General features: G+C 51.5%; 39 protein-coding genes. 33 read left to right on the top strand and 6 right to left on the bottom strand.

The window, feature by feature from the left end:
• Positions 1 to 196: 196 nt before the first annotated feature.
• Genes mobI through C2U41_RS26850 form a run of 3 tightly spaced genes read left to right on the top strand, consistent with a single transcriptional unit; the run spans position 197 to position 2,113 of the window.
• The gene (gene mobI, locus C2U41_RS26860; RefSeq protein ID WP_001447712.1) at positions 197 to 736 is read left to right on the top strand and encodes a conjugative transfer protein MobI(A/C); all 540 of its coding nucleotides are present in this window, start codon (positions 197 to 199) and stop codon (positions 734 to 736) included.
• 4 nt (positions 737 to 740) lie between these two features.
• Positions 741 to 1,028, top strand: a complete 288-nt coding sequence (locus tag C2U41_RS26855; RefSeq protein ID WP_000127321.1) for a hypothetical protein — start codon at positions 741 to 743, stop codon at positions 1,026 to 1,028.
• Positions 1,013 to 2,113, top strand: coding sequence for a RepB family plasmid replication initiator protein (locus C2U41_RS26850; RefSeq protein ID WP_000350011.1), 1,101 nt, complete (start codon positions 1,013 to 1,015; stop codon positions 2,111 to 2,113). Before C2U41_RS26855 ends, C2U41_RS26850 begins: the two co-directional genes overlap by 16 nt.
• A 1,036-nt stretch (positions 2,114 to 3,149) precedes the next feature.
• Here C2U41_RS26850 and C2U41_RS26835 read toward each other — a convergent pair.
• The gene (locus tag C2U41_RS26835) at positions 3,150 to 3,584 is read right to left on the bottom strand and encodes a hypothetical protein (protein ID WP_000883925.1); all 435 of its coding nucleotides are present in this window, start codon (positions 3,582 to 3,584) and stop codon (positions 3,150 to 3,152) included.
• Between the two features lie 17 nt (positions 3,585 to 3,601).
• Positions 3,602 to 4,717, bottom strand: coding sequence for a phosphoadenosine phosphosulfate reductase domain-containing protein (locus C2U41_RS26830; RefSeq protein ID WP_000946102.1), 1,116 nt, complete (start codon positions 4,715 to 4,717; stop codon positions 3,602 to 3,604).
• Between the two features lie 268 nt (positions 4,718 to 4,985).
• Here C2U41_RS26830 and C2U41_RS26825 point away from each other — a divergent pair, with 268 nt between their 5' ends.
• From C2U41_RS26825 to C2U41_RS26740, 18 genes are all read left to right on the top strand, one after another.
• Positions 4,986 to 5,594: a hypothetical protein gene (locus tag C2U41_RS26825; RefSeq protein WP_000849071.1), complete on the top strand. Its 609-nt coding sequence runs from the start codon at positions 4,986 to 4,988 to the stop codon at positions 5,592 to 5,594.
• Positions 5,595 to 5,598: 4 nt separating this feature from the next.
• Positions 5,599 to 6,120: a hypothetical protein gene (locus C2U41_RS26820; RefSeq protein ID WP_000393785.1), complete on the top strand. Its 522-nt coding sequence runs from the start codon at positions 5,599 to 5,601 to the stop codon at positions 6,118 to 6,120.
• Between the two features lie 2 nt (positions 6,121 to 6,122).
• Positions 6,123 to 6,644: a hypothetical protein gene (locus C2U41_RS26815; RefSeq protein WP_000805800.1), complete on the top strand. Its 522-nt coding sequence runs from the start codon at positions 6,123 to 6,125 to the stop codon at positions 6,642 to 6,644.
• A 96-nt stretch (positions 6,645 to 6,740) separates the two neighbouring features.
• On the top strand, positions 6,741 to 7,214 hold the full coding sequence (locus C2U41_RS26810) for a hypothetical protein (RefSeq protein ID WP_000057877.1): 474 nt from the start codon (positions 6,741 to 6,743) through the stop codon (positions 7,212 to 7,214).
• A gap of 10 nt (positions 7,215 to 7,224) precedes the next feature.
• Positions 7,225 to 7,518, top strand: a complete 294-nt coding sequence (locus C2U41_RS26805; RefSeq protein WP_001370730.1) for a hypothetical protein — start codon at positions 7,225 to 7,227, stop codon at positions 7,516 to 7,518.
• Between the two features lie 4 nt (positions 7,519 to 7,522).
• On the top strand, positions 7,523 to 8,377 hold the full coding sequence (locus C2U41_RS26800) for a hypothetical protein (protein ID WP_000539392.1): 855 nt from the start codon (positions 7,523 to 7,525) through the stop codon (positions 8,375 to 8,377).
• Positions 8,377 to 9,336: a S49 family peptidase gene (locus tag C2U41_RS26795; protein ID WP_000829616.1), complete on the top strand. Its 960-nt coding sequence runs from the start codon at positions 8,377 to 8,379 to the stop codon at positions 9,334 to 9,336. The genes C2U41_RS26800 and C2U41_RS26795 overlap by 1 nt, the downstream gene beginning before the upstream one ends.
• A gap of 15 nt (positions 9,337 to 9,351) precedes the next feature.
• On the top strand, positions 9,352 to 10,212 hold the full coding sequence (locus C2U41_RS26790; RefSeq protein WP_000139698.1) for a DsbA family protein: 861 nt from the start codon (positions 9,352 to 9,354) through the stop codon (positions 10,210 to 10,212).
• A gap of 33 nt (positions 10,213 to 10,245) precedes the next feature.
• Positions 10,246 to 10,674: a hypothetical protein gene (locus tag C2U41_RS26785; RefSeq protein ID WP_000591074.1), complete on the top strand. Its 429-nt coding sequence runs from the start codon at positions 10,246 to 10,248 to the stop codon at positions 10,672 to 10,674.
• Positions 10,675 to 10,730: 56 nt separating this feature from the next.
• Positions 10,731 to 11,090 carry a hypothetical protein gene (locus C2U41_RS26780; RefSeq protein ID WP_000422768.1) on the top strand — a complete coding sequence of 120 codons (360 nt, stop codon included), beginning with the start codon at positions 10,731 to 10,733 and terminating at the stop codon, positions 11,088 to 11,090.
• The gene (locus tag C2U41_RS26775; RefSeq protein WP_000919345.1) at positions 11,090 to 11,536 is read left to right on the top strand and encodes a Fe3+-siderophore ABC transporter permease; all 447 of its coding nucleotides are present in this window, start codon (positions 11,090 to 11,092) and stop codon (positions 11,534 to 11,536) included. The genes C2U41_RS26780 and C2U41_RS26775 overlap by 1 nt, the downstream gene beginning before the upstream one ends.
• The gene (locus tag C2U41_RS26770) at positions 11,533 to 12,051 is read left to right on the top strand and encodes a nitrite reductase (RefSeq protein WP_000210756.1); all 519 of its coding nucleotides are present in this window, start codon (positions 11,533 to 11,535) and stop codon (positions 12,049 to 12,051) included. The genes C2U41_RS26775 and C2U41_RS26770 overlap by 4 nt, the downstream gene beginning before the upstream one ends.
• Complete coding sequence (locus C2U41_RS26765) at positions 12,051 to 12,281, top strand: hypothetical protein (protein ID WP_000972663.1); 231 nt, start codon at positions 12,051 to 12,053, stop codon at positions 12,279 to 12,281. Before C2U41_RS26770 ends, C2U41_RS26765 begins: the two co-directional genes overlap by 1 nt.
• On the top strand, positions 12,268 to 13,125 hold the full coding sequence (locus C2U41_RS26760; RefSeq protein ID WP_001167032.1) for a hypothetical protein: 858 nt from the start codon (positions 12,268 to 12,270) through the stop codon (positions 13,123 to 13,125). Before C2U41_RS26765 ends, C2U41_RS26760 begins: the two co-directional genes overlap by 14 nt.
• A gap of 25 nt (positions 13,126 to 13,150) precedes the next feature.
• On the top strand, positions 13,151 to 13,339 hold the full coding sequence (locus tag C2U41_RS26755; RefSeq protein ID WP_001270411.1) for a hypothetical protein: 189 nt from the start codon (positions 13,151 to 13,153) through the stop codon (positions 13,337 to 13,339).
• Between the two features lie 16 nt (positions 13,340 to 13,355).
• Positions 13,356 to 13,883 carry a thermonuclease family protein gene (locus tag C2U41_RS26750; RefSeq protein ID WP_001236377.1) on the top strand — a complete coding sequence of 176 codons (528 nt, stop codon included), beginning with the start codon at positions 13,356 to 13,358 and terminating at the stop codon, positions 13,881 to 13,883.
• Positions 13,884 to 13,940: 57 nt separating this feature from the next.
• Positions 13,941 to 14,213 carry an HU family DNA-binding protein gene (locus C2U41_RS26745; RefSeq protein WP_001043047.1) on the top strand — a complete coding sequence of 91 codons (273 nt, stop codon included), beginning with the start codon at positions 13,941 to 13,943 and terminating at the stop codon, positions 14,211 to 14,213.
• Between the two features lie 87 nt (positions 14,214 to 14,300).
• Complete coding sequence (locus C2U41_RS26740) at positions 14,301 to 14,594, top strand: chromosome segregation protein ParM (RefSeq protein ID WP_001239997.1); 294 nt, start codon at positions 14,301 to 14,303, stop codon at positions 14,592 to 14,594.
• Positions 14,595 to 14,620: 26 nt separating this feature from the next.
• Here C2U41_RS26740 and C2U41_RS26735 read toward each other — a convergent pair whose 3' ends face one another.
• Positions 14,621 to 14,923: an XRE family transcriptional regulator gene (locus C2U41_RS26735; RefSeq protein ID WP_000124640.1), complete on the bottom strand. Its 303-nt coding sequence runs from the start codon at positions 14,921 to 14,923 to the stop codon at positions 14,621 to 14,623.
• Positions 14,924 to 14,927: 4 nt separating this feature from the next.
• Entirely contained in the window at positions 14,928 to 15,278 is a 351-nt protein-coding gene (locus tag C2U41_RS26730; protein WP_000270043.1) for a type II toxin-antitoxin system RelE/ParE family toxin, read from the bottom strand.
• A gap of 162 nt (positions 15,279 to 15,440) precedes the next feature.
• Here C2U41_RS26730 and C2U41_RS26725 point away from each other — a divergent pair, with 162 nt between their 5' ends.
• From C2U41_RS26725 to C2U41_RS26705, 4 genes are all read left to right on the top strand, one after another.
• The gene (locus C2U41_RS26725) at positions 15,441 to 15,989 is read left to right on the top strand and encodes a transcriptional regulator (RefSeq protein ID WP_001061574.1); all 549 of its coding nucleotides are present in this window, start codon (positions 15,441 to 15,443) and stop codon (positions 15,987 to 15,989) included.
• 340 nt (positions 15,990 to 16,329) lie between these two features.
• On the top strand, positions 16,330 to 16,524 hold the full coding sequence (locus tag C2U41_RS26715; protein ID WP_000343597.1) for a hypothetical protein: 195 nt from the start codon (positions 16,330 to 16,332) through the stop codon (positions 16,522 to 16,524).
• 10 nt (positions 16,525 to 16,534) lie between these two features.
• Positions 16,535 to 16,906, top strand: coding sequence for a hypothetical protein (locus tag C2U41_RS26710; protein WP_000516916.1), 372 nt, complete (start codon positions 16,535 to 16,537; stop codon positions 16,904 to 16,906).
• The gene (locus C2U41_RS26705; RefSeq protein ID WP_001281821.1) at positions 16,899 to 17,369 is read left to right on the top strand and encodes a hypothetical protein; all 471 of its coding nucleotides are present in this window, start codon (positions 16,899 to 16,901) and stop codon (positions 17,367 to 17,369) included. The genes C2U41_RS26710 and C2U41_RS26705 overlap by 8 nt, the downstream gene beginning before the upstream one ends.
• A 14-nt stretch (positions 17,370 to 17,383) precedes the next feature.
• Here the strand turns inward: C2U41_RS26705 and C2U41_RS26700 are convergent, their stop codons facing one another.
• A complete protein-coding gene (locus tag C2U41_RS26700; protein ID WP_000683476.1) occupies positions 17,384 to 17,719 on the bottom strand; it encodes a hypothetical protein in 336 nt (111 codons plus the stop codon).
• Between the two features lie 96 nt (positions 17,720 to 17,815).
• Between C2U41_RS26700 and C2U41_RS26695 the strand changes: the two genes are divergently transcribed.
• The 8 genes from C2U41_RS26695 (at position 17,816) to C2U41_RS26655 (ending at position 23,952) form a co-directional block, all read left to right on the top strand.
• Complete coding sequence (locus tag C2U41_RS26695) at positions 17,816 to 18,304, top strand: DUF1643 domain-containing protein (RefSeq protein WP_001273096.1); 489 nt, start codon at positions 17,816 to 17,818, stop codon at positions 18,302 to 18,304.
• Between the two features lie 2 nt (positions 18,305 to 18,306).
• Positions 18,307 to 18,804 (top strand): hypothetical protein, encoded by a 498-nt coding sequence (locus tag C2U41_RS26690; RefSeq protein ID WP_000062185.1) that lies wholly within the window; start codon positions 18,307 to 18,309, stop codon positions 18,802 to 18,804.
• Positions 18,805 to 19,365: 561 nt separating this feature from the next.
• Positions 19,366 to 20,298, top strand: a complete 933-nt coding sequence (locus C2U41_RS26680; RefSeq protein WP_000434071.1) for a hypothetical protein — start codon at positions 19,366 to 19,368, stop codon at positions 20,296 to 20,298.
• Positions 20,299 to 20,371: 73 nt separating this feature from the next.
• Entirely contained in the window at positions 20,372 to 21,835 is a 1,464-nt protein-coding gene (locus C2U41_RS26675; RefSeq protein ID WP_001280522.1) for an AAA family ATPase, read from the top strand.
• Between the two features lie 155 nt (positions 21,836 to 21,990).
• On the top strand, positions 21,991 to 22,320 hold the full coding sequence (locus tag C2U41_RS26670) for a hypothetical protein (RefSeq protein ID WP_000277953.1): 330 nt from the start codon (positions 21,991 to 21,993) through the stop codon (positions 22,318 to 22,320).
• A 4-nt stretch (positions 22,321 to 22,324) separates the two neighbouring features.
• Positions 22,325 to 22,717 carry a hypothetical protein gene (locus C2U41_RS26665; RefSeq protein WP_000018404.1) on the top strand — a complete coding sequence of 131 codons (393 nt, stop codon included), beginning with the start codon at positions 22,325 to 22,327 and terminating at the stop codon, positions 22,715 to 22,717.
• Between the two features lie 48 nt (positions 22,718 to 22,765).
• Entirely contained in the window at positions 22,766 to 22,960 is a 195-nt protein-coding gene (locus C2U41_RS26660; protein ID WP_000757530.1) for a DUF2997 domain-containing protein, read from the top strand.
• A gap of 44 nt (positions 22,961 to 23,004) precedes the next feature.
• Positions 23,005 to 23,952: a hypothetical protein gene (locus C2U41_RS26655; protein WP_223154166.1), complete on the top strand. Its 948-nt coding sequence runs from the start codon at positions 23,005 to 23,007 to the stop codon at positions 23,950 to 23,952.
• Positions 23,953 to 23,959: 7 nt separating this feature from the next.
• Here C2U41_RS26655 and C2U41_RS26650 read toward each other — a convergent pair whose 3' ends face one another.
• Entirely contained in the window at positions 23,960 to 24,796 is an 837-nt protein-coding gene (locus C2U41_RS26650; protein ID WP_019706040.1) for an IS5-like element ISEc61 family transposase, read from the bottom strand.
• Between the last annotated feature and the right edge of the window lie 257 nt (positions 24,797 to 25,053).

Raw genomic sequence — 25,053 nt, 5'->3', positions numbered from 1 at the left:
TATAGATTCATATGTAAAGAGGCTGTGAAAGAATAAGAGCATCAAGATTCCAGATAGATAGAGGGAAATTTGACAAATTCCAAAGATGGGTTAGCCTAGTGACAGAACTAGATTCCAGTATTGGAATAATCAGCTTTAAATTCCAGATAGATAGTTATGTGGATAGGAATTGGATAGGAATTGGGAGGGTATTGAGGTGAGTCTACCAACAGAGCGATGGCTAGATCTGCTAGATCCGAAGCTCGAAGAAGAACGATCCGAGATAACAGAGGATCTGCTAGAGGCAGAGGGACGAGAGTTTGTTGCAGAGGTACGGAGCAAACTGGATCACGCCTTAGCGGTTCTTGCTGTCGAGGCGCAGCAGGAAGCGGACATGTACTGGAACGCGCACAAATCAGCGCGTGAAGAAGCGTCAGAGGACGAACAAGGGCGTGTCGGTACACGGGTTCGCATTCTAGGCGTATCACTCGTTGCAGAGTGGTATCGCAACAGATTTGTCGAACAAGTTCCCGGACAAAAGAAAAGGGTTCTATCGACACATATCAAGAAGGGTCGCGGTCATGCCTACAGCATGTCGCACTTCAAGAAAGAGCCTGTCTGGGCACAAGAGTTGATCCAGCAAGTTGAAACCAGGTATGCCGTGTTAAGACAACGCGCCACTGCCTTAGCAAAAATTCGCCGGGCGCTAAACGAGTACGAGCGCCAGCTAAACAAGACACATAGCGACGAGGTGTGACAACATGACAGCATCTGTAGCGGCCACTGAATTGGCGAAACTGGGGAAATGTGAAGCGATGATCAAGAAAGTCGCCAGCCATCCTCGCCCTGCCCTGTCAAAGCGCCCACAATCGCCACAGGGGACAGATAGCACCCTTCGGGGTGAGTTCGCTCATTTCCGATATGAAGCGGCAGCCCTGCGTTTTATGAGCGGCACTGCGGGGGCTAAGCGTCGCATCTACCAGCTAGTGTTTTCAGCGACGGTAGCAGCGGGAGCATTGACAATGCTGGCGGCATGGACCACCAGCTAGAAAGTATCGACGGAACAATCATGAGCAAGAGAACCAAAGACAAAGACCTGGAGAAACTCGACGTAATCAAAGACTCACCGCAAATGAGCCTGTTTGAGATCATTGAATCTCCGGCCAAGAAAGACGACTACTCCAACACCATCGAGATCTACGATGCGCTGCCGAAGTACATTTGGGACCAAAAGCGTGAGCATGAAGATTTATCCAACGCTGTAGTGACACGACAATGCACCATCAGAGGCCAGCATTTCACGGTGAAGGTGAAGCCAGCCATCATCGAGAAGGATGACGGAAGAACCGTGCTGATCTACGCGGGACAGCGAGAGGAAATCCTTGAGGATGCTCTACGCAAGCTCGCAGTGAACGGGAAAGGCCATATCATCGAGGGCAAGGCTGGAGTCATGTTCACTCTGTACGAACTCCAGAAAGAGCTCTCGAAGATGGGTCACGGGTACAACCTGAACGAAATCAAGGAAGCAATCCAGGTTTGTCGTGGCGCAACACTCGAATGTATCAGTGATGACGGTGAAGCCTTCATCAGCTCCAGCTTCTTCCCGATGGTGGGACTGACCACCAGAGGTGAGTTTCGCAAGAAAGGCGGGAACGCCAGGTGCTATGTGCAGTTCAACCCGCTGGTAAACGAATCGATCATGAATCTGTCGTTTCGTCAGTACAACTACAAAATCGGAATGCAAATCCGCTCCCCTCTTGCACGGTACATCTACAAGCGAATGAGCCACTACTGGACTCAAGCATCACCAGATTCGCCGTACACGCCATCGCTTATCAGCTTCCTGACCCAGAGCCCTCGTGAATTGAGCCCACGGATGCCGGAGAACGTCAGAGCCATGAAGCTCGCTCTGGAGGCCCTCATCAAACAAGAGGTCATAAGCGACTACGACGCGAACCAGATCAAGGATGGCCGCAGAGTCATCGACGTGCGGTACGTCATAAGGCCTCATGAGAACTTCGTGAAGCAGGTGATGGCGTCCAACAAGCGTAAGCAGCAGACAGAGCTACGGGCCATCAAGCACGGCATGATCGACCACGACATCATTGATGAACCCCAACGTAAGGGGAGATAGCCACCAGAATCTCCCACCCCCCAGGGAAAAGAAAGATAGGCGCGTCAGCGCCTTTTTTTATGCCAGAAGAAAGCGCACAAGGTACGCCCACCAGGCAGGACCGGAAACGGAATGCCTCCGCATATGGGGGAGCTGCACGGATAGAGCGAACGTGACCCCAGATGCAGCGTGGGCTGGGGCTCTATATATGGGATCGCTGCACGGTAGTCGCAAGCTGAGTCTCAGTATCGTGCAAGCGTAAGCCACGACGAAGGATAAGTGCCATGCTGCTCCAGTGGTTCCCGTAGAGTGGTTCCCGTAAGGTATTGATAGTTAAAGGGTGAGGATGTGGGGGACCTGCACGTTATGAGATTTGATATGTGGGTACGTTGCACGAAAGCAGGTCCTGAACCTCTCGATATATGGGAACTCTGCACGATTGACGAAGCAGAACAAAGATTGACAGATCAGGACAAACCTAAAAAAGCAGTCAAAATGACTCTAATAGTCCATAAAGTGATCACGCGCACACAAAAAGAGGCCAAAAGTTATCCACATTTCCTGTGCATAAACGGGGTTTTGGTATATGGGAACGCTGCACGATCATATGTGGGTACGCTGCACGGTGCAAAAAACGACCAAAATTGACATGTGGGTACGTTGCACGTTCAGAAAATTGTATATGGGGCGACTGCACGTATGACCTTAGACATGTGGGAATACTGCACGAACACCAGATCTGATATGTGGGAACGCTGCACGAAAGCTCTGTTTTGTAAGGATTTTGTGGAAAAAAGAGGGGTTCCGTGTGGATAACAGTGGATAAGATCCAAGGGTATGTGGGGACGTTGCACGGCAACCTATGGGAACGCTGCACGGCAACCTATGGGTTTGTTGCACGGAATAAATATGAAAACACCAGTAATATCAATGTGTTGAGTGGTGATTTAGAACGCCTAACCTGTCTTTAACCGTTTTTAATCCTTTATACAAAGATCTAAAGATCTTTATATTTATCCTTTTGATCACTGAACAAAAAATAATCAACACTGTTTTTTTAGAAAAAAGTCTCGTATGCAAGGCCGAACAGGACGAGTATCACCAACAAGATAAGCATCGACAGCACAAAGTAACCAGACTCGTACATCACAGCTTTGATCACAGAAACGACGCTGATCGATCTTCCAGAGATCCTCCCGATGATCCACTGAAACGCAACGAACGAACCAAGCCCACAGATCAGAACCACCGCTACGGAGACAAGTGCATGTTCCCTCAGGACAGACTCACTCAGGAAACCATACTGCATCCCCATCAATACAAGCCTGCCAATGCCAAAACCCAGGCCCAATGCAACAGCTCCACGAACCAGCACGACCTTCAACGACTGGAGCCATGTCAGCTCAAGATCCATCCCCTTACGGGAAGACCGACGCACCAGCACCGTAGATATGCCCAACCCCAAAAACACCAAAAAAACAAAATCCAACATTGCCACCTCTGCACAAATCAATCAGAACCACAGGCCTCTCGGCCAAATGCGCCACCAGGGAGAACCCACTTCTGCCCCTCCGGCACAAAAATCGGGAGCGTGTAATCTTCTCTGGATACCTGCTCCAATGCCTCAACATCACTAATCTGTATCGGCGCAACAGCAGAACCTAAATCTATTACGTCGATTTTTTTTCTTGATACCGTCACACCAAAGGTTTGTTCATACTGAGCAATTTTCCCAGCTCGTTCAGGCCAGTAGTGACGGATCGTGGACCAGATACGCTGTGAGTTGTAGATGCAGGTCATACACGACGACCGGCTCCAGCCAAGGCGATAAGGGACTGGGGCCAGGATGCGGTGACGCTCGATTACTTCCCATACCTCCTCCTCAGTCCAATGAAGAACGGGCCTCCAGGCATCAACTAACCGTGCAGTCTTCCCATATCTTCTGTCACAGGCATGAGCCTCAAGCTGGTTGTACTTGGATCTGTTTGCACTTTCCTCCCGGCGCTCACCAGTGATGAAAAGGATCTTCTTCCCCTTGAAGCGCTCCTGGTTATTAAGAGCTCTGCGGCCAACATCGATCTTCAAGGCTGATGAGCACCACCTTGTTTGGAGTGATGGCGATTGCTGAGGGAAACGAAGGCGCGTACCAGGCTTAGAGCGCTTATGGTCTCTAGGCAGCACCAGAAGCCCCTCAGGCGTCTCTACACGATGGGGGTGGCTATAGGCATTGTCTTTGAGCATTTCGCCCTCAAAGCCGCCCTCAAGCCACGAGAAGTACATTGGGATACCCAGTTCTTCCCCGAGCTGACGACAGTAATCACGCATGAAGGCCCAATCCATCAACGAACTGCCTTCCTGACCATCAACATCATGGTGCCAGAACTCCACCTTTGACTTATCAACACCCATGTCCACCAGCCGCAAGTACGCAGCAATCGAGTCTTTGCCTCCAGACAGGCAAACAATGATGTGATCGTACAAACTCAGGTCCACATCCGGAGCGGAGAAGTACGTTGTTCTATCGTCACAACGCTGACTGGAAGATATGCCGGTAAGAACCGACTCCAGTGATGGCAACACCACCTGGTCATCGAACAAATCTCCTTGGTTTTCTCGTCTCAACATAAGTCGCTCTTTTTTCTTTACTGGGTTGTTTTTATGATTTACAGTATTATAAAATGATACTGTGAAAAGTAAAGTTTTCAGAACGACTAATCACTCAGGAGAACTTGATAAGCACCAGAAAGCAATCTAAAGGTGGTTTTTCGGTGAGGTTAGTTCAGGGGCAACCTGCCGCTGCTGATTGGAAATCATCAAGAAGTGGCTTTTTGGTGGGGTTACGGTTTGAAGGGGTGAGTATGTGGGAACGTTGCACGGTTAAAGGGGGCCGCACATGAAAACGATAAAGCGGTTCATCGTATGGGTGAATTACGGTCTTGAGGGTTGGAGCATTTTCGGATCGAGCGATGACTGGGATGAAGCGGTATCCATCCGTTCGGAAGCGATAGACGAATGCAATATTGACGAGGAAGACATCATCTTGGCAGAAAACAAAAACGAGCTGGTGGTAAAACCTGCGGCCAAGCAAATGACGGAGTGGCACCGGGAACTGGAAGCCGTCCTTATGACCTTGGATGACTGCCAGATGGAATGTGACGGTATGACATGGGCAGTAAGCCACCTACTCAATGAAGCGGGTGTACCTCATGACTGCATGTATGGCTTTGTGCGAAACGAACAGACCAAGGACATCGTGACACCGCATTTCTGGGTTGTCCTGGATGATGGGTGGCTGGTGGATCTGAGGCTACGCATGTGGCTGGGCGATCACGACAACATTCCTCACGGGGTATTCCATCCCGATAACGAGCCAGGACTTTTCTACAAGGGAGACCCGGTTCAAAACCATAAAGGGATGAGACTGGGCAAAGCCGTCCTGGACATCATGACCGACGGAAAACTTTCACATGTGAAAGTTCCTGAACGACAAGACGGAGAGTAATAGCGTGGAATTTGATTACGACAAGTCAGTATCAAACGCACATCTTGAGGCCGCAGGCTGGGGTATGGATGCCTTTAACCACTCCAACCCATTTGAGAGTCATGTCATCTATGTGCGTGACTACCGCAACGATCACATCCGCCTGTTCACCATCAAGCAGGCTGACTTCGACACGATAAAGCTGCCGCTTCACCTTACCTCCGACATGCTGGCTTCGGTGATCGCTGAGTTCGTATCGAAGGCAGCAAAAGGGAAGTTGAATACGAAGGAGTCCGACACGCTGGCTCCTGCCTTGGTTGGCTATGCCAAATCAACAGAAACCTACCGGAGCTGGCGGAGAGTTTCTGGAGCAACAGAGCGATTGCATATGGTCATCAATATCTATGCGGGTTCTGAATTGCTGAGACCTTTCATCGCTCGGGCTCCTGAGACCGTCCTGACGACCCAAGAGCTACTGGTCTTCTCATCACAGGTTAAGAGCATGGATGTATCCAATCATCCAGAGTGGTTTAGGGGCCGGAGGTAGTCATGAAGCCAGTTCTCTGGATATTCGTCCTGATCATCGCCCCTTTCGTCATTGCGAAAGTGGACCAATGGCGCAAACGCGGCATTGGAGACACCTGGGCGTGGTGGAAATCAGAGAACATGCCTTATGAGCTGCGCTCGGCCACTCTGTTTTTGTCCGAACAGGACATATCAACCACACAGCCGGTGCCCATGCACGGCAGGGTTGATCAGGTGTACCAAACCAAGAATGGGGTTCTCATTCCCTTGGACACCAAGCTGCGCCAGGTAAACCACATCTATGAGTCGGACATTATCCAGCTCTCGGTTTACCGGGTAATTCTGTCACACAAGTACAAGGCACCCGTTGCCAAGTACGGCTATGTCCGAACCGTTGTTGAGACAGCGGACGGGGATAGAGTCCGTTACATCAAGACAAACCTTCTCAGCGAAAAAGAAGTGGTCAAGCTGTGGCACCGCTATCAATCCATCCGTTCTGGTCAGGTAAAAACCTCCTGTTCCTGTGGCGGAAAGTTTCACATGTGAAAGTTCTGGATTGAATCAGGGTTGCCCGAATTGGGCAGCTAGGCGGGGTTGCATTTTTGAAAAGTCCTGTACGCTGGTTGGTATAGGAGGTGAATAGTGGCCCAGCTTAAACATAACCGCTTCGTCATGTTGGGGTCCTTGGTAGCGACGGTCGTAGCTGCCGCCAATGGCTTGAGTTTTCTCACCCTTATGGCTGGTGGAATGACCCTTCTCCAGTTCATGGCTTGGAAGCAACAAGATGCTGTCCGGAGCCGGTTTAAAGCTGCGAAGGATGCGTTTGAAGCGTTGAACGTCATTGCGTTCGACAAGCACTGGGTAGGTTCAACCGCGACGGTCGCCAAAGTGTCGAACATGATCACTCCGCCCGAACGACTGGATAAGCCCTGGGCGGTGCAAGTTCTGGCCGTGACCAAAGGTGGGACGTGGTTCGCGGTGGATCTGCAAGTGACCGGCACTGACAAGGTTCAGATGCTTAGCCTCCACCAGCTTAGTGAAAAGGCGGCAAAGACCATGCTGGCCTTCGACCTCGAAGTGTATGAGAAATTTTTCGGAAAACCTGATGTTGCATGAGGACAATGTGATGGAAAAAGTCAAAAGCGTAGATGCCGTGGAGTTCACGGCAGCAGATAAGAAGGCGATGACCCATGCGGCATACGCCCAGTGTTTCTTCATTCTGGCCCAAGTGATGGCATTCCCTTCCCTGGGGGTGGCTGGCGCTATGGTTGCTGCTCTGTGCGGCATGATGCCGTGGTTGACCAAGTTCGCCAAAGAGGCTCCATCGAAAGCCTTTGGCATGGTGATGGCTTCACTCTGCCTTGCTCCTGTGTACGGGAAACTCTGTGAGCTGGTGGTCCACGCGATTCAGGGAGCTTGAGCTTATGGGGGTAGTACGAGTTCCCTACCTCTTGGCTGAGCTGAAAGAACGCGGATGTGCTGATGAATCTGCTCTGGCGCAGGTTATGCAGCCTGGATGCCGAATTGGAGAGGAAGACCTGCGGAAGTTGGCCGCAAATTTAGGGCTTGAAGTGTCCGAGCTGGCACCAGCGCCAGAGAACGCGGCCAACACCCGGTTCAAAGCAAAGCTGAGAGGAGGTTTGGCCTCCTTTCTTTTTGAGTACGACGGCTGTTTCCGACATGCAGAAGGCTCCAGCCATGCAGAAATGTTGGGTATCGAGCAAGAAGACGACATAGGTCTTCCGAGTCGAGCTGCTGACGCCATGCTCCTGGAGAAGACGCTTTACCAGGTAATCGCTCGGGCTAAGTACATGCTCGGCAAAATCGACAGCAAGTTTGTCAGGTCAGAACAAGCAATCGAGTTCCGTGAGCAACTTGCTCCTGGGATCTTCAAACCAGGTTACAGAGGTTTCCGATTCAAGGAGGCTGCCGCTGGTGATTTGCCTACTGTCATGATTGACGGTCGGAAGTTCAACTGCGTTGCCAGCATAGCCAGAGCACATGGACTTGATCCGGTAACGGTGCGTAGGCGCATTGCGGACACCGGGAAGGCCGCAGACAAACTCTCCAATGATGAGTGGAAGCTCATCCTCGCCAAGAAAAAAGGTAAAGGGAAACCCTTCACCTATCTGGACAGGACCTACAGCAACATTGCTCAGTTCTGTCGTGAGCATCAGCTCAACACCAACCTTGTTTACCAGAAAGTCAAAGACCGGGCTGATAGCGCTGATGAAGAGTTCTGGGGACTGATAATCGAAACATGCAAAAGGAAAAACTAATGGCAGAAAACAAAGAGATCCCCTGGGAGAAAGAACTCATTGAGAAGTACATGTTCACCCTGCATAAAGAGCAGGTGAAAGACCGGCGCTGGCGGACCATGTTGCGTGTGCTTCGCGCATCTGGTTTCGTGCTTCTCATGATCGGCTTCATCATTTTGGCATCTAATCCGGGTGGGATGCCGTGGCAAAGCGCCAAGGCAGGAGCCCCTCACACCGCGTATATCAACATCCGTGGTGAAATTGCTGCTGGCACTCTGGCCGATGCTGATCACCTTATCCCGTCCATCCAAGCTGCATTCGACAACCCGAACTCACAAGCTATCGTGCTTCGCATAAACAGCCCTGGCGGTAGCCCGGTTCAAGCAGGACGGATTTATGACGAAGTGAAGGCGCAGCGAGCCCTTCATCCGGAGAAAAAGGTCTACGCCATCATTGATGACATCGGTGCCTCTGGCGGTTACTACATCGCCTCTGCTGCGGATGAAATCTATGCTGACCGCGCCAGCCTTGTCGGTTCTATCGGCGTCATCAGCTCGGGGTTTGGATTCACCGGCTTGATGGACAAGCTCGGCATCGAGCGCCGGGCTATCACTTCCGGAGAGCACAAAGCGCTTCTCGACCCATTCTCCCCTCTTACCTCTGACATGAAGAAATTCTGGGAGGGCGTTCTATCGAAAACCCACCAGCAGTTCATCGAACGAGTGAAGGCTGGGCGGGGTGATCGACTGAAAGACGACCCAGAGGTGTTTTCTGGATTGCTCTGGAACGGGGAGCAGGCCAAAGACATTGGGCTGATTGATGGCCTGGGTAGTTTGAACTCCGTGGCGCGAGACGTCATCCACCAGAGCAACTTGGTGGACTACACACCAACCGAAGACATCATCCGGCGACTGACCCAACGAGCGAAGCTCGAAGCCAGTTCCTTCGTGCAAGAACTCAGCGCTGTGAAAGTTTACTGATAGGAGCAGTTTGATATGACAGAACAAAGTACCAAATCACTACGTCTCGGGGTTGTTGCCGCCATTCTTTTGGGGCTCGTAGGAACCGGGTTCGGGATCTACCAGTTCGTGAAAGAGAAGGATCTGGCGCAAGAGATCGCCAACGTGAAGTCTACGGTCAACCAGGTGAAGGATGCCGAAGGCGTCACCTTCAAAAGCAAGGCAGAGTTTGAAGCTGCTGTGGCCGAAAGCATCAACAAGTTTGTCGCGCAGAAACAACAAGCCGACATCGATCAGAAGTATGCCCAGTTCGAGGCAGCACCTGAGAAGGTCGAAGAAGGCAAACACATCTACGGGGACCTTGGTGCTCGGTTCACGCTGGTGGAGTTCTCCGATATGGAGTGCCCATTCTGCAAGCGATTCCACGACACACCCAAACAAATTGTGGATGCCAGCAAAGGCAATGTGAATTGGCAGTGGAAGCACATGCCTCTCGATTTCCATAACCCGGCAGCTCACAAGGAAGCTCTGGCCGCTGAATGTATTGCTGAGCAGAAGGGCAACCGTGGCTTCTGGGTCTTCGTTAACGACATTTTCCACCATACCCAGGGGAATGGTGGCGGTGTTGCTGACCTGGCCTCTGTTGTCACTGGTGTTGGTGCTGATCTGGATGCGTTCCGGGAGTGCCTCGGCTCAGGAAAGTACGAAGACAAGGTTGAAGCTGACATCCAGAAAGCCAAGAGCTATGGCGTCAACGGGACACCAGCCACTTTTGTAGTGGACAACCATACCGGCAAGAGCCAGCTTCTCGGCGGCGCTCAACCGGCGCAAGCCATCATGGCCGTGATGCGAAAAATGATGATTGAGTCGCAACAAGACGACTCCGCGAACCAATAAAAACTTTCACATGTGAAAGTGGAGTGAGAACTGATGATCAAGATTACAACTAAATTGGGATGCCTTCTGGCGGGGCTGCTTGTCCTGTCGGCTTGCTCAAGCGTCCCTCAGCCAAACAACGAATACGCGAAGGCCTTGGATGATACCAAACAGGTATGCGCTGCCTGTGCCCTGGTTGGTAATGACCTGCTGGTTGCCCTCAACAAGTCATGCGACACCCCAATGACCCCCGAGACTCTTACAAGCGTCATGAACAGTAACCCGATGTTTGCCGCCATGATGGCAATTAACTCCATAGGTGGAACCGACTTCTATCAGGTTTACCGTGATGCGGCCATAGACACCCTGCGGTGCAATGAAATGGACAGTTGGCCTGATCGGACCAAGGTGCGTTTCCAGCAGCCCGACATGCAAAAGGCGCTGGCCTTGAGGGTTTCTGCCAGACAGCAGAAGGCAAATTAACTTTCACATGTGAAAGTCAGGCTCTCCGGGGCCTGATTTCACTATGAGGTGAATCTATGGAGTTACAAGAAGCAAAAGAGGCTCTCGATAGCCTTCATCCACACAAGGCCTCAGCGCCTTTGAGGCTTGTCATCCACCAGCCAGGTGGGATTGGTGGAACCCCTACAGTGGGGGTGAAAGCTATTCACGCAGGCTTTGACTGGGACAGCAACACCATCCTGATCTATCCGGAAGAGCAGCTCACCCGGTTGACGCCGGATGAGGTCGCCGCCATCACGAAGTCAGTATCGAAAGGACAGTCCTGGCATTCATATCAGCAGTTCAAGAAGTATCGGGAGCAGTTGGCCGAAGCCACGGAAGAAATTAATAGGCTCAGGGCTGAGCTGGGCAGGTATCAGAATAACGGGAGGGGGTAATGCTAAAACGCGGAATTATCAATCTCGCTGCTAGTTACATCATTGTTGATGCCCTACTCCGGAATGCAGCAATTTGGATCTTTGGCTTGTCCTTCTCCGTTGGTGGCACTTACGTCACTGGCGAGGCCAGTACATGGGTCGTTTACCTAGCCACTTCTGGTGCCATGACACTCTGTTCTGTCGTAACAGCCTACCTGCTCGTGACCTATCACCGCTGGGGGCTGATGACGGCCAGGGTCTGGTTGCTATTGAGTGCCTGCCTAAACGGCTATGCCGTCTATTTGAGTAGCCACAACATCCAGTTGGTGGTGGCACTGCTTTCCAGCCTGTTTATTGCTTTGTGGATGCTCAAGACCCTTGAGCAACCAGCAGTGAAGGGGACGTACAAGGTAATCGCTGATCTTCACCGTCAGCTATGGGGAATGTTGAAGGGGCAAACACAATGACGACGAATACTCAAAACGCGAACGCCAACCAGGTTCGGTCTTTACGCGACATGCTTGTCCCCGCCCTGTTGTTCTATGTGGTGATGACGGCCATGTTTGTGGGTCTTGACGCATTCATGGATAAACCCACCAGCATGAACCTGCCATTTATGCCGTTCCTTGTCTCGATGGTGAGTTTTACCAGTGACGCACGTCGAGCGTGGGACTGGCGAAACGGGACCAAGGTTGTAGCTGTATTGACTGCGGTAGCCATGCTGTTGGCATTCATCTATCAGCTCGCGGTCGGAGAGATGAATCTCTTAGGGGTTGGTATATACCCGGCCACAGCCATCCTTCTGTTGGCAATCTCCTGGGTGATTCGCGCTATCGGAAAGACAGCACCTTTCCAGTTCCTGGGGAGACACCTGGCGCGGTTTGGTGCATCGAAGTGGGTCCAGCGTACCGCCGCAGTCATTGTGCTCGCGGGAGGCCTTGCCATCACTATCTATGCCTACTGGCTTAACCACGGGAGCTGATGATGATCATTGCAACGAAGAACGGCTTTCTGGTGGCCGCAGAACTAATCAGGGAAGAGGCCGGGTACTGGCTACTACAGCCTCGTGACCAAAAGACGCCGGTCAGGGTGAATAAGCAGGATAACAATAAACGCGCTTTCACGCATATGGGAGACGCCCTTCGCTGGGCCGGTGATCCTGAGCTTGCAAAGCAATTCGATGCCGAGGGGGAAGAACATGCAAATTCGTGACTACATGACAAAGTTGTTTGACGCATTTGGTGATGTGGAGGAAGTCACCCGAGAAATGCTTCTGGAGCAGGCGGAGCTCATTCATACGATCAGCGATAAGTGTCAGAGCACAGGCCTGTTTCTGGATAGTCAGGTTCGTTTCAACCAGTTCGTTCAAGAGATTGAGGCTGACGACAAGGTAGAGGATCGGTTGCTTCATGCTTGGTGCTGGGTAATGGACCGAATAGTGAAGGCTCCAACATCCTTTCACATGGATGGGGCTGTGATTTTGACAATGCCTCTGGTCGCCAGATACCTGCCACCGGTTGAACAGGAGCCGGAAACCATCGTGGTGAATCTCGATGAGGACTACAAGGCTCCTGTAGGCAACCAAACGCTCTGCGAGCTCGTTATGGAACGGAGGCATTGGCCGCAAGGTGCAACCTGTGCGACCCAAGAAGCGGACGGGGGAGTCCTCTACTGGGACGCCCCGGTTGATGTGGTAGAGGAAGGCAGAAAGGTCGCCGGTAAGCACGGCATGATGGCCGAGATCGGATTGAAACATCAGGTTGATGCCTGGTATGCAGATATGGACGAAACACGGCTCGCAACCGATTGGAACACCGCCGTCATTACGCCTCACTGCTTGCTGCTTTCCTATCTGGATGTGCTTCAAAAGAACAAAGTTCCCTTTGATGAAGGTGTGCAGCTCGCTGCCGAATGGGTGAAGCAACTTGGCGGGGAATTTCGTGAAGACACTGAGGAAGCGCCGGAAGCTGAGGCTTCAGTGCTTTCCCTGGGGAGAGCCACGGCTCATTGCTTTAAACCCTATCCGGACACAAAAAATTTCTATTACGAGGCCTAAGCCTCACCCAAACAGGAGGATCAACATGCGATACCAGGTATTTAAAACGAAGGAAGGGGGCCAGCCGGTGTTTACGGCACCGTGGTACTGGTTGGCCTCTGCCATTGCTCACTGGTCATCTCTTAACTGGGATGCCTGTCGAATCGTAGACAGCAAGGTGGATGAAACAAGGCTCTGTTGGGCCAAGGCTCTACCGGCTGGGAAAAAAAAGTAATTTGGATGGAGTGATTATGAGGTTAGGTTTTGTGAAAAATACGGGGGTTTCAGCGTTCCTGGTAGCCATGCTGGTGGTGGCCCCTCAGGTATGGGCAGAAACCTTTACTGCGAAGGTTGTGGGGGTGTCTGACGGTGATACGGTCAAGGTCCTGACTGAACAAAGCTGTGACTCCGGGAAAGATTGCCGGAGCGGCAAAATCCAGTACCGGGTAAGGCTGGCGGAAATCGACACCCCAGAGAAGAAACAACCCTACGGCTCAAAGGCGAAACAGGCGTTGTCCGATCTGGTGTTTGGTCGAATGATTAAAGTCGAGCAAATCGACAAAGACCGTTATGGCCGTCTGGTCGCCAACCTTTATGTCGATGGCAAATGGGTCAATGCCGAAATGGTCCGTTCTGGGAGTGCGTGGGTGTACCGGCAGTACGCCAAAACACCGGAGCTGTTCAAGCTGGAGGCCGAAGCCAAAGCCGATAAGCGAGGTCTCTGGGCATTACCGGAATCGGAGAGAACTCCCCCTTGGGAGTGGCGAAGAAAGCACTAACCACACCCCAGAGTATGCAGGTGTAAACAGTAACCAAGAAAACAAACAGGAATAACGATGAACAAAAGTGAACTGATTATGAAAGTGGCCGAAGACGCTGACATTAGCAAAGCAAAGGCCGAAGCTGCGGTAAATGCGCTGATCAACTCAGTGACAGAGGAGCTTAAAGCGGGTGGGACAGTAGCGCTCACTGGGTTTGGTACTTTCCACGTTAAGGAACGCGCAGCGCGAACCGGGCGGAATCCCCAGACTGGAGAGAACATCCAGATCGCGGCGGCCAACATTCCTGGGTTCAAAGCTGGTAAGGGGTTGAAAGACTCCGTGAACTAGATCTTAATCATGTGACACATGAATAAGGTTTACATAAGGCTCCTTCGTGGGAGCCTTATTCATATCAGACATGAATAAGGGGAAGGGATGAGATTGTCGTCAACTCAAAAAGACGTTTTGTTCATTCTATACGCAATTGAGGCCGGTGGAAAAGCCGAGCCTGTACCAGGTGTAAAAATACTGGAGATGATCAATTCAGCTCGCCAGAGCGGTATTCATGGAACGAACTTCCGAACGTCATGCCACACGCTGGTGGAGAACGGCCTGTTGAACAAGTACCGGAATGCTTCTCTAAAGCTGGCCTTTAGGCTGACCGACGATGGCAGGGAACGTGCAGGAGAGATATACCGAAAACGGCTGGAAGAAGAGCAAGAGAAGTAATACGCCCCATAACGGGGCGTATCGAGTTAAACGGCAAAGCCGTAGTGGGTGCCGTCCGGAAGTTCAACATCGAGGCGTAGCTTGCCACCGGAGGCCTCAACGTACCGCTTAATGGACGACAGCTTGAGATCTCGTCCAGGTTTTTCCATCTCGGAGACTGTCGGCTGTCTCACACCCAGAGATGCAGCAATTTCCCCCTGGGTAAGGTTCATGCGATCACGAAGCTCTGCCAAGTGGATGTTCAGTAACATCTCAGTGGCCGCTTTCTGTGCTTTGGCAACAACCTCAGGCTTTTCTGTTGCCAGCATTTGGTCAAGAGTTCTTGCCATAACGTCACTCCTTCTTCAATTTATCCAAGTGCGCCGCAAACTCACGGTCTGCAATTGGGATCATTACTTCATAAAACCTTTTCTCGTCCCCGGTCTTGTTACCGGCGCAGAGAAGAATCCCCTTACGCTTTGGATCGAACGCAAAGAACGCTCTGATAGGATCTCCTTTGCTTTGGACCCGAAGCTCTTTCATGTTGCTGTAGGATGAACCGTTAACAGTATCCGCGTATGGCCTCGACAGCATGGGGCCTCTATCTCGCAGCACCATCATCGAAGCCAGCACGTTTGCTCTATCGGTATCATCCAGAGCATCGAACCACTCATCAAAGGTGTCGGTTGTCTCGATGACCCACATGATTTCTCCTTACTTAATATAGGTGCAATCCTATATAGATTCAAACCTATAATCAAGAAAAATCGGCGGCGATGGGGGCCGAAATGTCAGTAAGTAGTCATGTGACTAAAATAGGGGGTAGAATAAGCCTCGATATAGTCATGTGACTAAAAGGTGTCCTGAATGAACAACCTACCCCTACTGCTCGATGCAAGAGAAGCCATTGACTACTACCACCAGCATCCAGGCATGACTGATGCAGAAAAGGCCTATGTGGTCGCGTTCCTAAGCGGAGAGGGGCGTTCAAACAGTCAGATCAGAGAGGATCTGGGTATTGAGAAGGTCTATACGGTTACACACCTGAAACGCGCCGGTACGCTATCGGAGGAAGAGCTAACACTCTGGCTCAGAAATCCACGCAAGATCACCCTGGGGCATGTGAGGGCCGTGGCTAAGTTACCTTTCAGCAAGAGAGAAAAGCTCCTGAGGGATCTCCTGCATACCAGGACACCGGTTCATAAATTTGAGGCGATAGCGAAGGGCAAAGAAGTGGACAGGGATGCAGACATTAAGCGCCTGGAGACCCTGATGAGCGATGCTACGGGTAGGCCTATCAAAGTTCGCTATAACCCCGCGAAGCGCTCCGGGGAACTGACGCTGGGATTCTTCACGCTCGATGACCTGGATGACGTGTGCAAGGCTTTGGGGTTTGATCCAAGCGAGCAGATGTAAACCAGAAAACTTTCACATGTGAAAGTCTTGCAAGGTGTCTTTTTATTGTTTACAGTATCATAAAATGAATCTGTAAAGGTGCGCGATGAATGTGCTTCCAACGAAAAGCTGGCCTTGGGCGTTATAACTCAACCAGACCTGAGTGGCTGGCGGCGTACCGAAACGCAAGATGTATGAGAAGCTCAGGTAAAGAACCTGATGCTTCTCTTTCCGGGATAGCTTGGAAGGCGCAACTCATTGTTGCCCATGAAAGAGGCAGAATTGACAGCCTGGCTGTCCCTTTGGATGCCAGATTGATAGCAAAGAACCTCATCGACGAGATCCTTGCTGAGGAGAACTGATGGACGAAAAAATTACCTACGAAGAAATGCTTGAACAACTCGACCAGAAAGGCATCCGCGTCACCAACGGGGCGAGACGGCTTTATGTCGCGTTGAACAACGGAGTCAAAGCTGAGGTGCTGGGTAACTGCGGTCCCGCCACAATCAGCTTGGTTGACGGGATGATTGTTGTGGAAGAGCAGACTCTCCACTAAGGGCAGCAGCATGGGCAAAAAAGTACACATCATTTGTGGAAAGTGCGGCAGTGACGAGATGAACTTTGTCATCAATGAACACTGTCCAGACGATCCCCAGAATGTTGCCAGTATGTCCTGCTCAAATTGTTGCGAACTGACAGGCATAGCCGAGTGGTCGGAATTTAATGGACGTGAGCTGAAAGGTGAAGCCGTCGCCCTATCAACACCGGCAAACGTGAATGCTCTTCTAGGATTGCTTCGCCAGGCGATGGACAGCGTTGAGTATCGCCTCTATGGCGGGGACATGTCATTGAGCGGTAATGATGCTGCCGAACTCATAGACCTCCAGGAGCGAGCTGAGAAGGTCTTGTCTGTTCTTCGGAGTGATCAGCATGAGTGATTTATACGAACCGCTTGAGTTTGTGTTCTGCGGCTTTAGGAAAGGGGACGCTGGGCTATTTATCTCGGTAGCCACTTTGCGCGATGGTGTTTTAGGCCGTGAGATGTATTTCTCAAAGGGAAAAAGCAAAAGGCGCTGGGTTGTCGGTGGCATTTACTCAGGGGCCTCGTTTTCGGACAACGGAGCAAAAGGTCTGGATGATGCTCATTACGTTAAAGCATGGGAAGTGCAAGGCGACAAGATAGAGTGGCAAGCAAAAAGCGAGCAAGCCGAAGCCTTGGCGCGAAGCGAGAAACTTGAAGCCGACGATAGGAAGCGCAATGAACTCGAAGAGCTGATGCTACCCATCAGGAAGCAATATGGGGCATTAACAAAGCGACGTGATAGGGCAGGGGCCGCAGCTCTTGAAGAAGCTGTCCTGAGAGCGCTGAGAGCGCCCATCAGGAAGGCTGAGGAGAAATAACCGTGGAGCCAGTCTTAGCTAAAGCATTCGCCGGTTTTAAAGTCGTAGCTGTAAGTGCCCATCAGATTGGCTTTTCGGCTTTTCTTGCCATTGGTGTTTGCTGGCGCTTTAGGGGTCGCAAGTACGCCATAGAACAGGATACCAACAAGTGCCGCTTGCCACGCGAAAACAGCAACCAGAATCCAAAAAGCAGCAGCCAGAACCGGCAGTTTGTGCAGAAGGTTGAGCACCGACTTGGCCCAAATCACTGCCGGGATAGCCAGCACTGCGTAACCCCAGTTGGTGGCCTCAAGCATAGCCAGGCCAAGAATAACAACAGCCATCAGCGCGATATTCAGTACATGTTTCATGGTCATCTCTCCTTTTCAACTTACACTTTTATCCTATCACAGCATTAAAAAATGCAACTGTGAAAGGGCATTTTTCATTCAAAAAGAGGTGACACTTTGAGTGCAATTATCAGCAAGTGCGGCATGTACAGATACCGTCTGGAAAGGGATGTGCAACCCGAAGGCCTTGTGTTCGGTTATTTTGGTGTAAACGGCTCTACGGCCACGGCCACCGAGGACGATCACACGGTCAGAAAGTGGATAGGGTTTACCAAGGTCAACGGAGGGAGGCGATTCATAGTCGGTAATGCTTTTGCTTTTCGGGCGACCGACGTTCGAGAGCTGGCTACGGCGGTTGATCCTGTCGGGCCTGAAAATGAAATCCACTTGGAAAGGATTATTCGGGATGCTGATGTCTTGGTGCCCTGCTGGGGGAGCCGAACTAAGCTGCCTAAGTCTTTGCATGTTCATTTGGACAGGCTTTTAGAGCAGCTCGTTGCATCTGGGAAGCCGGTATTGGCATTTGGCGTGACTGGTTCGGGGGACCCGAAGCACCCACTAATGCTTGGATATTCGACAAAACTTGTGCCCTGGGGAGGAAAATAATTATGTCGATGCTTGAAGCACGTTACTTCGTGGCAAAGATAAGCGATGCACAGGCCGTGCTCTGCGATGAGGAGCTGGCGACACTGGAAAGGCTGATCCGGAAGGTTGATGATGGCCGCAGAGCAAATGGCAAGAGCTCGCTTACTTGCGTTGTTGTCGAAGAAGATTGGCCGAACTGGCAGCAAACGGTTGACTCTGTACTTTCACTTGCTGACGGGAAAGACAACGATTGGACCAATGCCACACCAGAACAAATCAAGGCCTTTTGGGTCGATGACTCAGTTTGGAAAACTCTGGATGGCCGGGATAAATGGATTGAAGATCTCGACCTGCTGGTGGACGGTTCCCCGGTGGCTTCTGAGTGGGAACCTTTTGGCTTGGAATCAGGGCAGTCTGTCGTCATACGAGGCGGATGGATAGAAGGGAATGCCTTGAGTGATGATGGCGTACCGCTAGTGCAGGCATTCGTCGCTTGGAAACAGGGCCAAGACAACCACTAAAGGAAAATTACTTCGGAAGGGCGGCTATGGCCGCTTTCTTTTTAATATTTACAGCATCACATAATGATACTATGATGTTGTTAATTTACTTGGGGAGGCGCTTATGCTCACTGCTAAATGTATAGGGTGCGGATGCACCGATGATCACGCTTGTGTTGAAAACGGTCAACCGTGTCACTGGCTTCGCGTGAATAGAGTGGAAGGTATCGGGGTCTGCTCTTCGTGCCCGGATGCTCTCAATCAATTCGCATCGACCAGCCAGGAACAAGCAACTGGACAGGATGACTACCGGAACAGTCCAGAATGGAAGGATTTTTCATCACGCATTGGTAATGCACTATGCGGGGGCCGGAGCAAAGCAAAGTAAGGTAAAAACGGCTATGCCGTTTTTTATTTGTCTATTACGGCATCACATTATAAGCCTGTAAATGCTGAATCTGTAATTGCCCAAAATGGGCGTGAGCAGGGGCGGGGTGTGAGGTCGTTCTAAGGCAAAATACTTTGTACTGGCAGAACAAAGAAAGAATGAACTTTCACATGTGAAAGTTTTTGGGGTACGGGATGGAACAAGCAATTCAAAGTTACTTGGCTGACGACCGGCAATATCAAGACAGGATTACCGCAGCTCTCAGCCAGGTTGAAGAGAAAGGTGCAGAGTACGAAGCTCTTTGCCAACAGCGTGCTCAGTTGGGGATCTGGCAAAAAATTATAACGTTCTGGCAGTTTCGTCGAGACATCGCCGTTATACGTTCAGCACTAAAAGGCCATAACAGCGATTTGCGGTATTTGCGCCGTGGGAGAGACCAGCTCAAAGAGGGATTGGTTTCTCGGGCCGTGAAGCAAGCGATTGACGGTAGCCAGATTCTGGAACGAATCACCCAAGCTCAAGATAGGCTTGACGCCGCATCTCGACTCCACGAGAGCAACAAGCGACTGGTGGACATGGGGCAAAAAGCCTTACGTGAAATCAGTGAGGCCTCTTCCAGTGTTTCATCAGCACAAACAATGGAGGTTCTCGACCTTGTGACTGACAACAAGGGCATTTCCGTCATGTCGTCGATGTCAAACTCCTCGGCCAGCAGTGAAATAGACGATGCGAAGAGAGCTGTGAAAGCCTTCGCAAATGCGCTGGGGGATCATCGTGACATTGTGGGCTCACTGCACCACTCAATGGCAACTGAGTTTATCGATCTGGGTATGGACTTTGCCGGTTTGAATGATGGTTTCGACTTTGGGAGCGTCTTCTCGCTGTTCAGCTTGTCGTCTGCCAGTTCCTCTCTGGACAAAGTAGAGTCTCGCGTTGAATCTCTGATGCCAGATCTAAGACGAGCCGCCTCCAATTCGGCAGCAGAGTATGCCCGTGTTAACGAAGAGTTCTTTGGCCTGAAACAACAGGCCTGTTGCCAAGTGCATGAGTTGCTGGTGACAAATGGTATAGACGTGTCAGTCAAGCGCGTTGAGTCCGCCGTGAACAGCTACAGAGTTGGAAGGTGATATTTACAGCATCATAAAATGAACTTATGATGTGAGGTGATCAACAAGTCGAAATTTATTTAAAGGATAAGCGATGAGCGATATTACACAGCAAATGGACAAACTTGAGATTCCAATCAAGTTGTCCTTTCCAGTCATCAACGTTAGCACTTTTGAGCTGGGCCGCGCAGAGAGCGTTTTCTCTGACATTGCAAAGAAAGTCGGCAAGCACTTTATTGTAATGCCATTCAAGAAGCTGCCTGATCCAGGCACGATGAAGGCAATGGTGGACGAGTCCAAGAAGTCCTCCAAAAACGGAGTTGTCGTGTTCGACACTTTCTTTTTCGACCGCCAACGTGCAAACCCGGAAACACTCCCAGCCCTCAAGTCATCACTGACCTATCTGGAGAATGAGGGGATCAACTACATCATCGCTGGCAAAGACGTCTTCAATGAAGAGTTCGTTTATCACATCGATCTCCCGGCTATGAGCAATCAGGAAATCCTGAAACTGCTCCAGACCTGTGAAGATAACGTGAAAGATGGTGGAGTCTTCGAGAGCAACGAACGTGCTGTCATCGCAAACCACGCCTTGGGCTTGTCACACACCCAGATGAAGAACGTCTTCACCTACTCCGCTTACTTGAAATTCAAGGGTGAAGAATACCTGGGCGAGATCCGAAAAGAAAAAGCTCACATCTTGCGTGATGTCGGCCTCGATGTGCTTGAGGCCATTGATATTGGGAATGTCGGTGGTCTCGAAAACCTCAAGGAGTTCCTCCAGATACGTAAAGCCGGTTGGGACAAAGACCTTCCGGTAAAAGGTGTCCTTCTGGCCGGTGTACCTGGTGGTGGTAAATCGCTGACGGCAAAAGCCGCTGCCGGTGTACTTGGCACTACCTTGGTTCGCCTGGATATGGGCCGTTTCTATAGCAAGTATCTCGGTGAAACCGAGCGCCAGTTCAATCGTGCATTGCAGACCATTGAGCAGATCGCACCCGTTGTTGTGTTGATTGACGAGATGGAGAAGTTTTTTGGTAATGCCGATGGCGAACACGAAGTATCCAAGCGCCTGCTGGGCTCTTTCCTCTACTGGCTTCAAGAGCGCAAGAAGAAGATCTTCATTGTGGCGACGGCCAACCGGGTTCAGTCGCTGCCTCCTGAATTGATGCGAGCTGGCCGCTGGGACCGAGCATTCTTCATTGATCTGCCAAGTGTGGCTGAGCGCCAGAAGATTTTTGAGATCCACCTCGCCAAGCAGAAGGCCAACATCGCCGCGTTCGATATGCCTACGCTACTTCGTACCACCGAGGGATACACCGGGGCAGAGATTGAACAGGCCGTCATTGACGCGATGTATCTGGCGAACGCTCAGGACAAAGAGCTCAACAATGAAGCGCTGGTGGATGCGGTCACTCGCATTACCCCGACCAGTGAAACTCGCCGGGAAGACATCAACCAGATTCGCAGTTTGCGGGATCAAGGCTTCTATCCGGCCAATAACTTCGATGTTCAAGAGCAGAATGGCTCTGGACGCAAACTTGCCATCGAGGACTAAGCGATGGAGTGGATTTTTTGGACTGCTCTTGCTGTGTCATTGATATTCCACTCAGAAGTCAGCGACTTAATCAATGCTCTAGCTGAGTGGGCTAGGGAGCGAGCTGGTGCGGCCAGGAGAGAGCATCAAAACGGCAGAGAGGAGAATTGACCGTTATGTACAAACAAGACATTGAGAAGGGGATTGAGCTGCTCAAGCTGTGCAGCAAACTCCAGTCAGAAAAAGATGGAGTGGATAGACCAGAGCCTCTGGTTATCGACAAGAGTAAGGTGCTGGACCAGTTCGCCCGAGACGTTTCCACATCGATCACCTACATGAGTTCGTTGTTCAAGCTCATCCCCATGATGGAAAACCTTACCGAGCTTGGCCGAAAGCTGGAGAAAGAAGGAAAGATCGAAGTTTCTCTCGGGCAAGACTATTCCATTGCCGCGCTTAACTTTGTTATGTCGGAACACGGCATGACACCCGAAACAACTCAGGAGTGATGAGATGAGCCATATCGTAAAAGGCAAGGTGCAGGTCGCCTACAAAGACAAAGAGCTGCTGTTGAAGGCTCTGGAGGGAGTTGGCGTTGTTGTTGAAAACGAAAAGCTGTACCGCGTGGGCGCTGGCTACACCTTCGAGAAATACCCGATTGTTCTGATCGACCAGAACAACAAGGAGCACCGGATTGGCTACAAGGAAAAAAACGGTGTTTGGGAGCAGTACCAGGAAAACTACGGCTCTTATGGCCGCTGGACGCAGCAGGCAAGCAGCAAGGTGCAGGATCGCTACATTGCCTTCCACTACGAGCAGCAGTTGAAAGAGGAAGGTTTCAGCGTGACGGTGAAGCAGCATCACGATGGCACTTTGGAACTGGAAGCTGAGGAAGCTGTTTGGTAATAGCGCCAAGGCAATCAGATTAGTTGAACTTAACGACGAGGTGACAAAGTGAAAAAGGTAAACATCAAGATCAAGGGCGGCAAGATTGCTGCCGATTTCACGGGGTTTCAGGGTAAGACCTGTGAAGCGCTGGAACAGCGTATTCGCCCGGAAGAGCTCGAAGTCGAAGAAAAAGAGCTGAAACCCGAGTACCACTTCAATGCTGGTCAAACCCAGCACGAAACGGAACAGAACGAATGGTGATGAGAAGGACAGGGCGCGTCCCCCTTCTTTTGCTGGTTGGTCTCATGGTCGCAGCTCCTGCGGCCTTTGCCAGTGACTTTGTGACTGGCGTTATGGTGGGGCAAATGCTCTCAGATGACTCAGGCAGCAAGAAGATAGAGGACACTGGCCCGGAGAGCAAAACGGTCATTGATTACCATGACGGTCAGCCAGTTGTGACCAAAGTGGAGGCCTTCAAAAGCAATAAATGGCGCAAACTGGATGGCCCTCAGGGCGGCTATTTTGTTTGCCCAGGTGAATACCGTAGCTATTCGGGAAGGCTGCGATGCCGTATTCATGATGACGGGTTTAATGGCTTTATGGGCGGTATGACTGATGCTCAGGAGCTGCCGCTCCAAGAAGCTCTGACCAAGTTGGAAGGTAAACCCATCTCCCTGCAAACCATTGAAGTCCACGGCAACAACCTGGCAGTCAAATACCAGTTAGCACCACCAGCACAAACGCACGTCAAAACTCAGGATCTGGGGGTGGTCAAGCAGGATGGTGAAACGCAGAAGGCTGCCAGCCAACAATCAGCGTCATCCATAGTGACTGCACCAAAGAGTGAACCTCCCAAGCAGATTAATGCTGCACAAGACACTGACCGCAATACCAGTGCGTTTCAAAGTCCGTTCGAGGAGGTAAGTGACTCCATGATCGGTCTAATGGATAGCTCTTTCGTCAAAGTCATAGCGGGATTGATGCTGGTGTTTGGGGTTGCTAGTGGAATTATGAGGCAGAGCCCATCAGGAATTGTGATGGGGATAATGCCTGCAATTATGATCATGACCGCGCCAACGGTTATTCGTACCGTATTCGATACAGGCGCGGCCAGTACCAAGCCAGTGGAAGATAGCGGAAGCTCATTTCCTTTCTTCTTGGTGGCAATAGTACCGGTGCTGATTTTCTTTGCCTATAGAGCTTTTATGAATAACCGGAGCGACTCCGAAATTGATGAGTTGTTAAGAGTCTGATTCGAAATTATCCTGTGTAATTTGATAATCTTGCGATTCGTCTCGTGAAGAGTTGGATGGAGGCGATGAAGAGCCATGCGGTGGCCGATGCGATGGTCTGCTCGAAGTCCTTGGCAAGGCGCCGGTTCCGGCTGAGCCATGCGAGGGTGCGCTCGACGACCCAGCGGCGGGGCAGCACCTGGAAGCCTTTGGTCTTGTTGGAGCGCTTGACGATATCGAGCGTCCACGTGCCGATCTTGCGGAGCGCGTCCCTGAGCTTGTCACCGGCATAGCCGCCGTCGGCGAACAGGTGGCGCAGCCATGGGAAGCGGTTGACGATCCCGGCCAGCACCAGCGGCGCTCCATCGCGATCCTGGATATCGGCCGTATGGACCACGGCATGAACCAGGTTGCCCTCGGTATCGGTCAGGATATGGCGCTTGCGGCCCTTGATCTTCTTGCCCGCGTCATAGCCGCGCGGCCCGCCGGATTCGGTGGTTTTGACGCTCTGACTGTCGATCACCCCGGCACTGGGCGAAGCCTCGCGGCCATGGGCTTCGCGCGCGGTCATCAGCAGGTCATGGTTGAGACCTCGCCATAGCCCGTTGTCGCGCCACAGGTAGAACCAGCGCCGCACCGTCGAGACCGGCGGAAAGCACGGCGGCAGCATCCGCCACGGCAGCCCGCCGCGCAACAGGTAGAGGATCGCCTCGACAATCCGCCGTATCGGCCATTTGCGCGGACGGCCGACACGCGACGGCGGCGGAAAGAATGGCTCCAGCACCGCCCATTCGGCATCGGTCAAATCGCTTGGCAAAGCCAGCCCCGCGCGGGCATGATGCGCGCGAGTGGTGTCGGTCCACATCGTTGATTTCCCTCGGTTCGTTGCAAAACCGCTGAATCAATGATCGGGCACAGCGTCAAGCTAACACGCTGACACCACTCAACTTAATTTCGGATCGGGCTCTAAGGCAAATAAATTGGGCAGAAGTCGACCGGCGGGAGGCACAGTCAACAGCATCCTCCTTTCGCAGACGAACGGAAGGCCGGCGCATTATGACAAGTTTGCGGCTTATCAGATCGGGTCGGAAGGCGTTGCGATGTGTCGGCCCAGCTTGGTCA

Origin of the sequence: Citrobacter freundii complex sp. CFNIH4, assembly GCF_002934505.1 — a bacterium.
Classification (GTDB): domain Bacteria; phylum Pseudomonadota; class Gammaproteobacteria; order Enterobacterales; family Enterobacteriaceae; genus Citrobacter; species Citrobacter freundii.
This window is presented reverse-complemented; position numbering and strand designations above follow the sequence as displayed.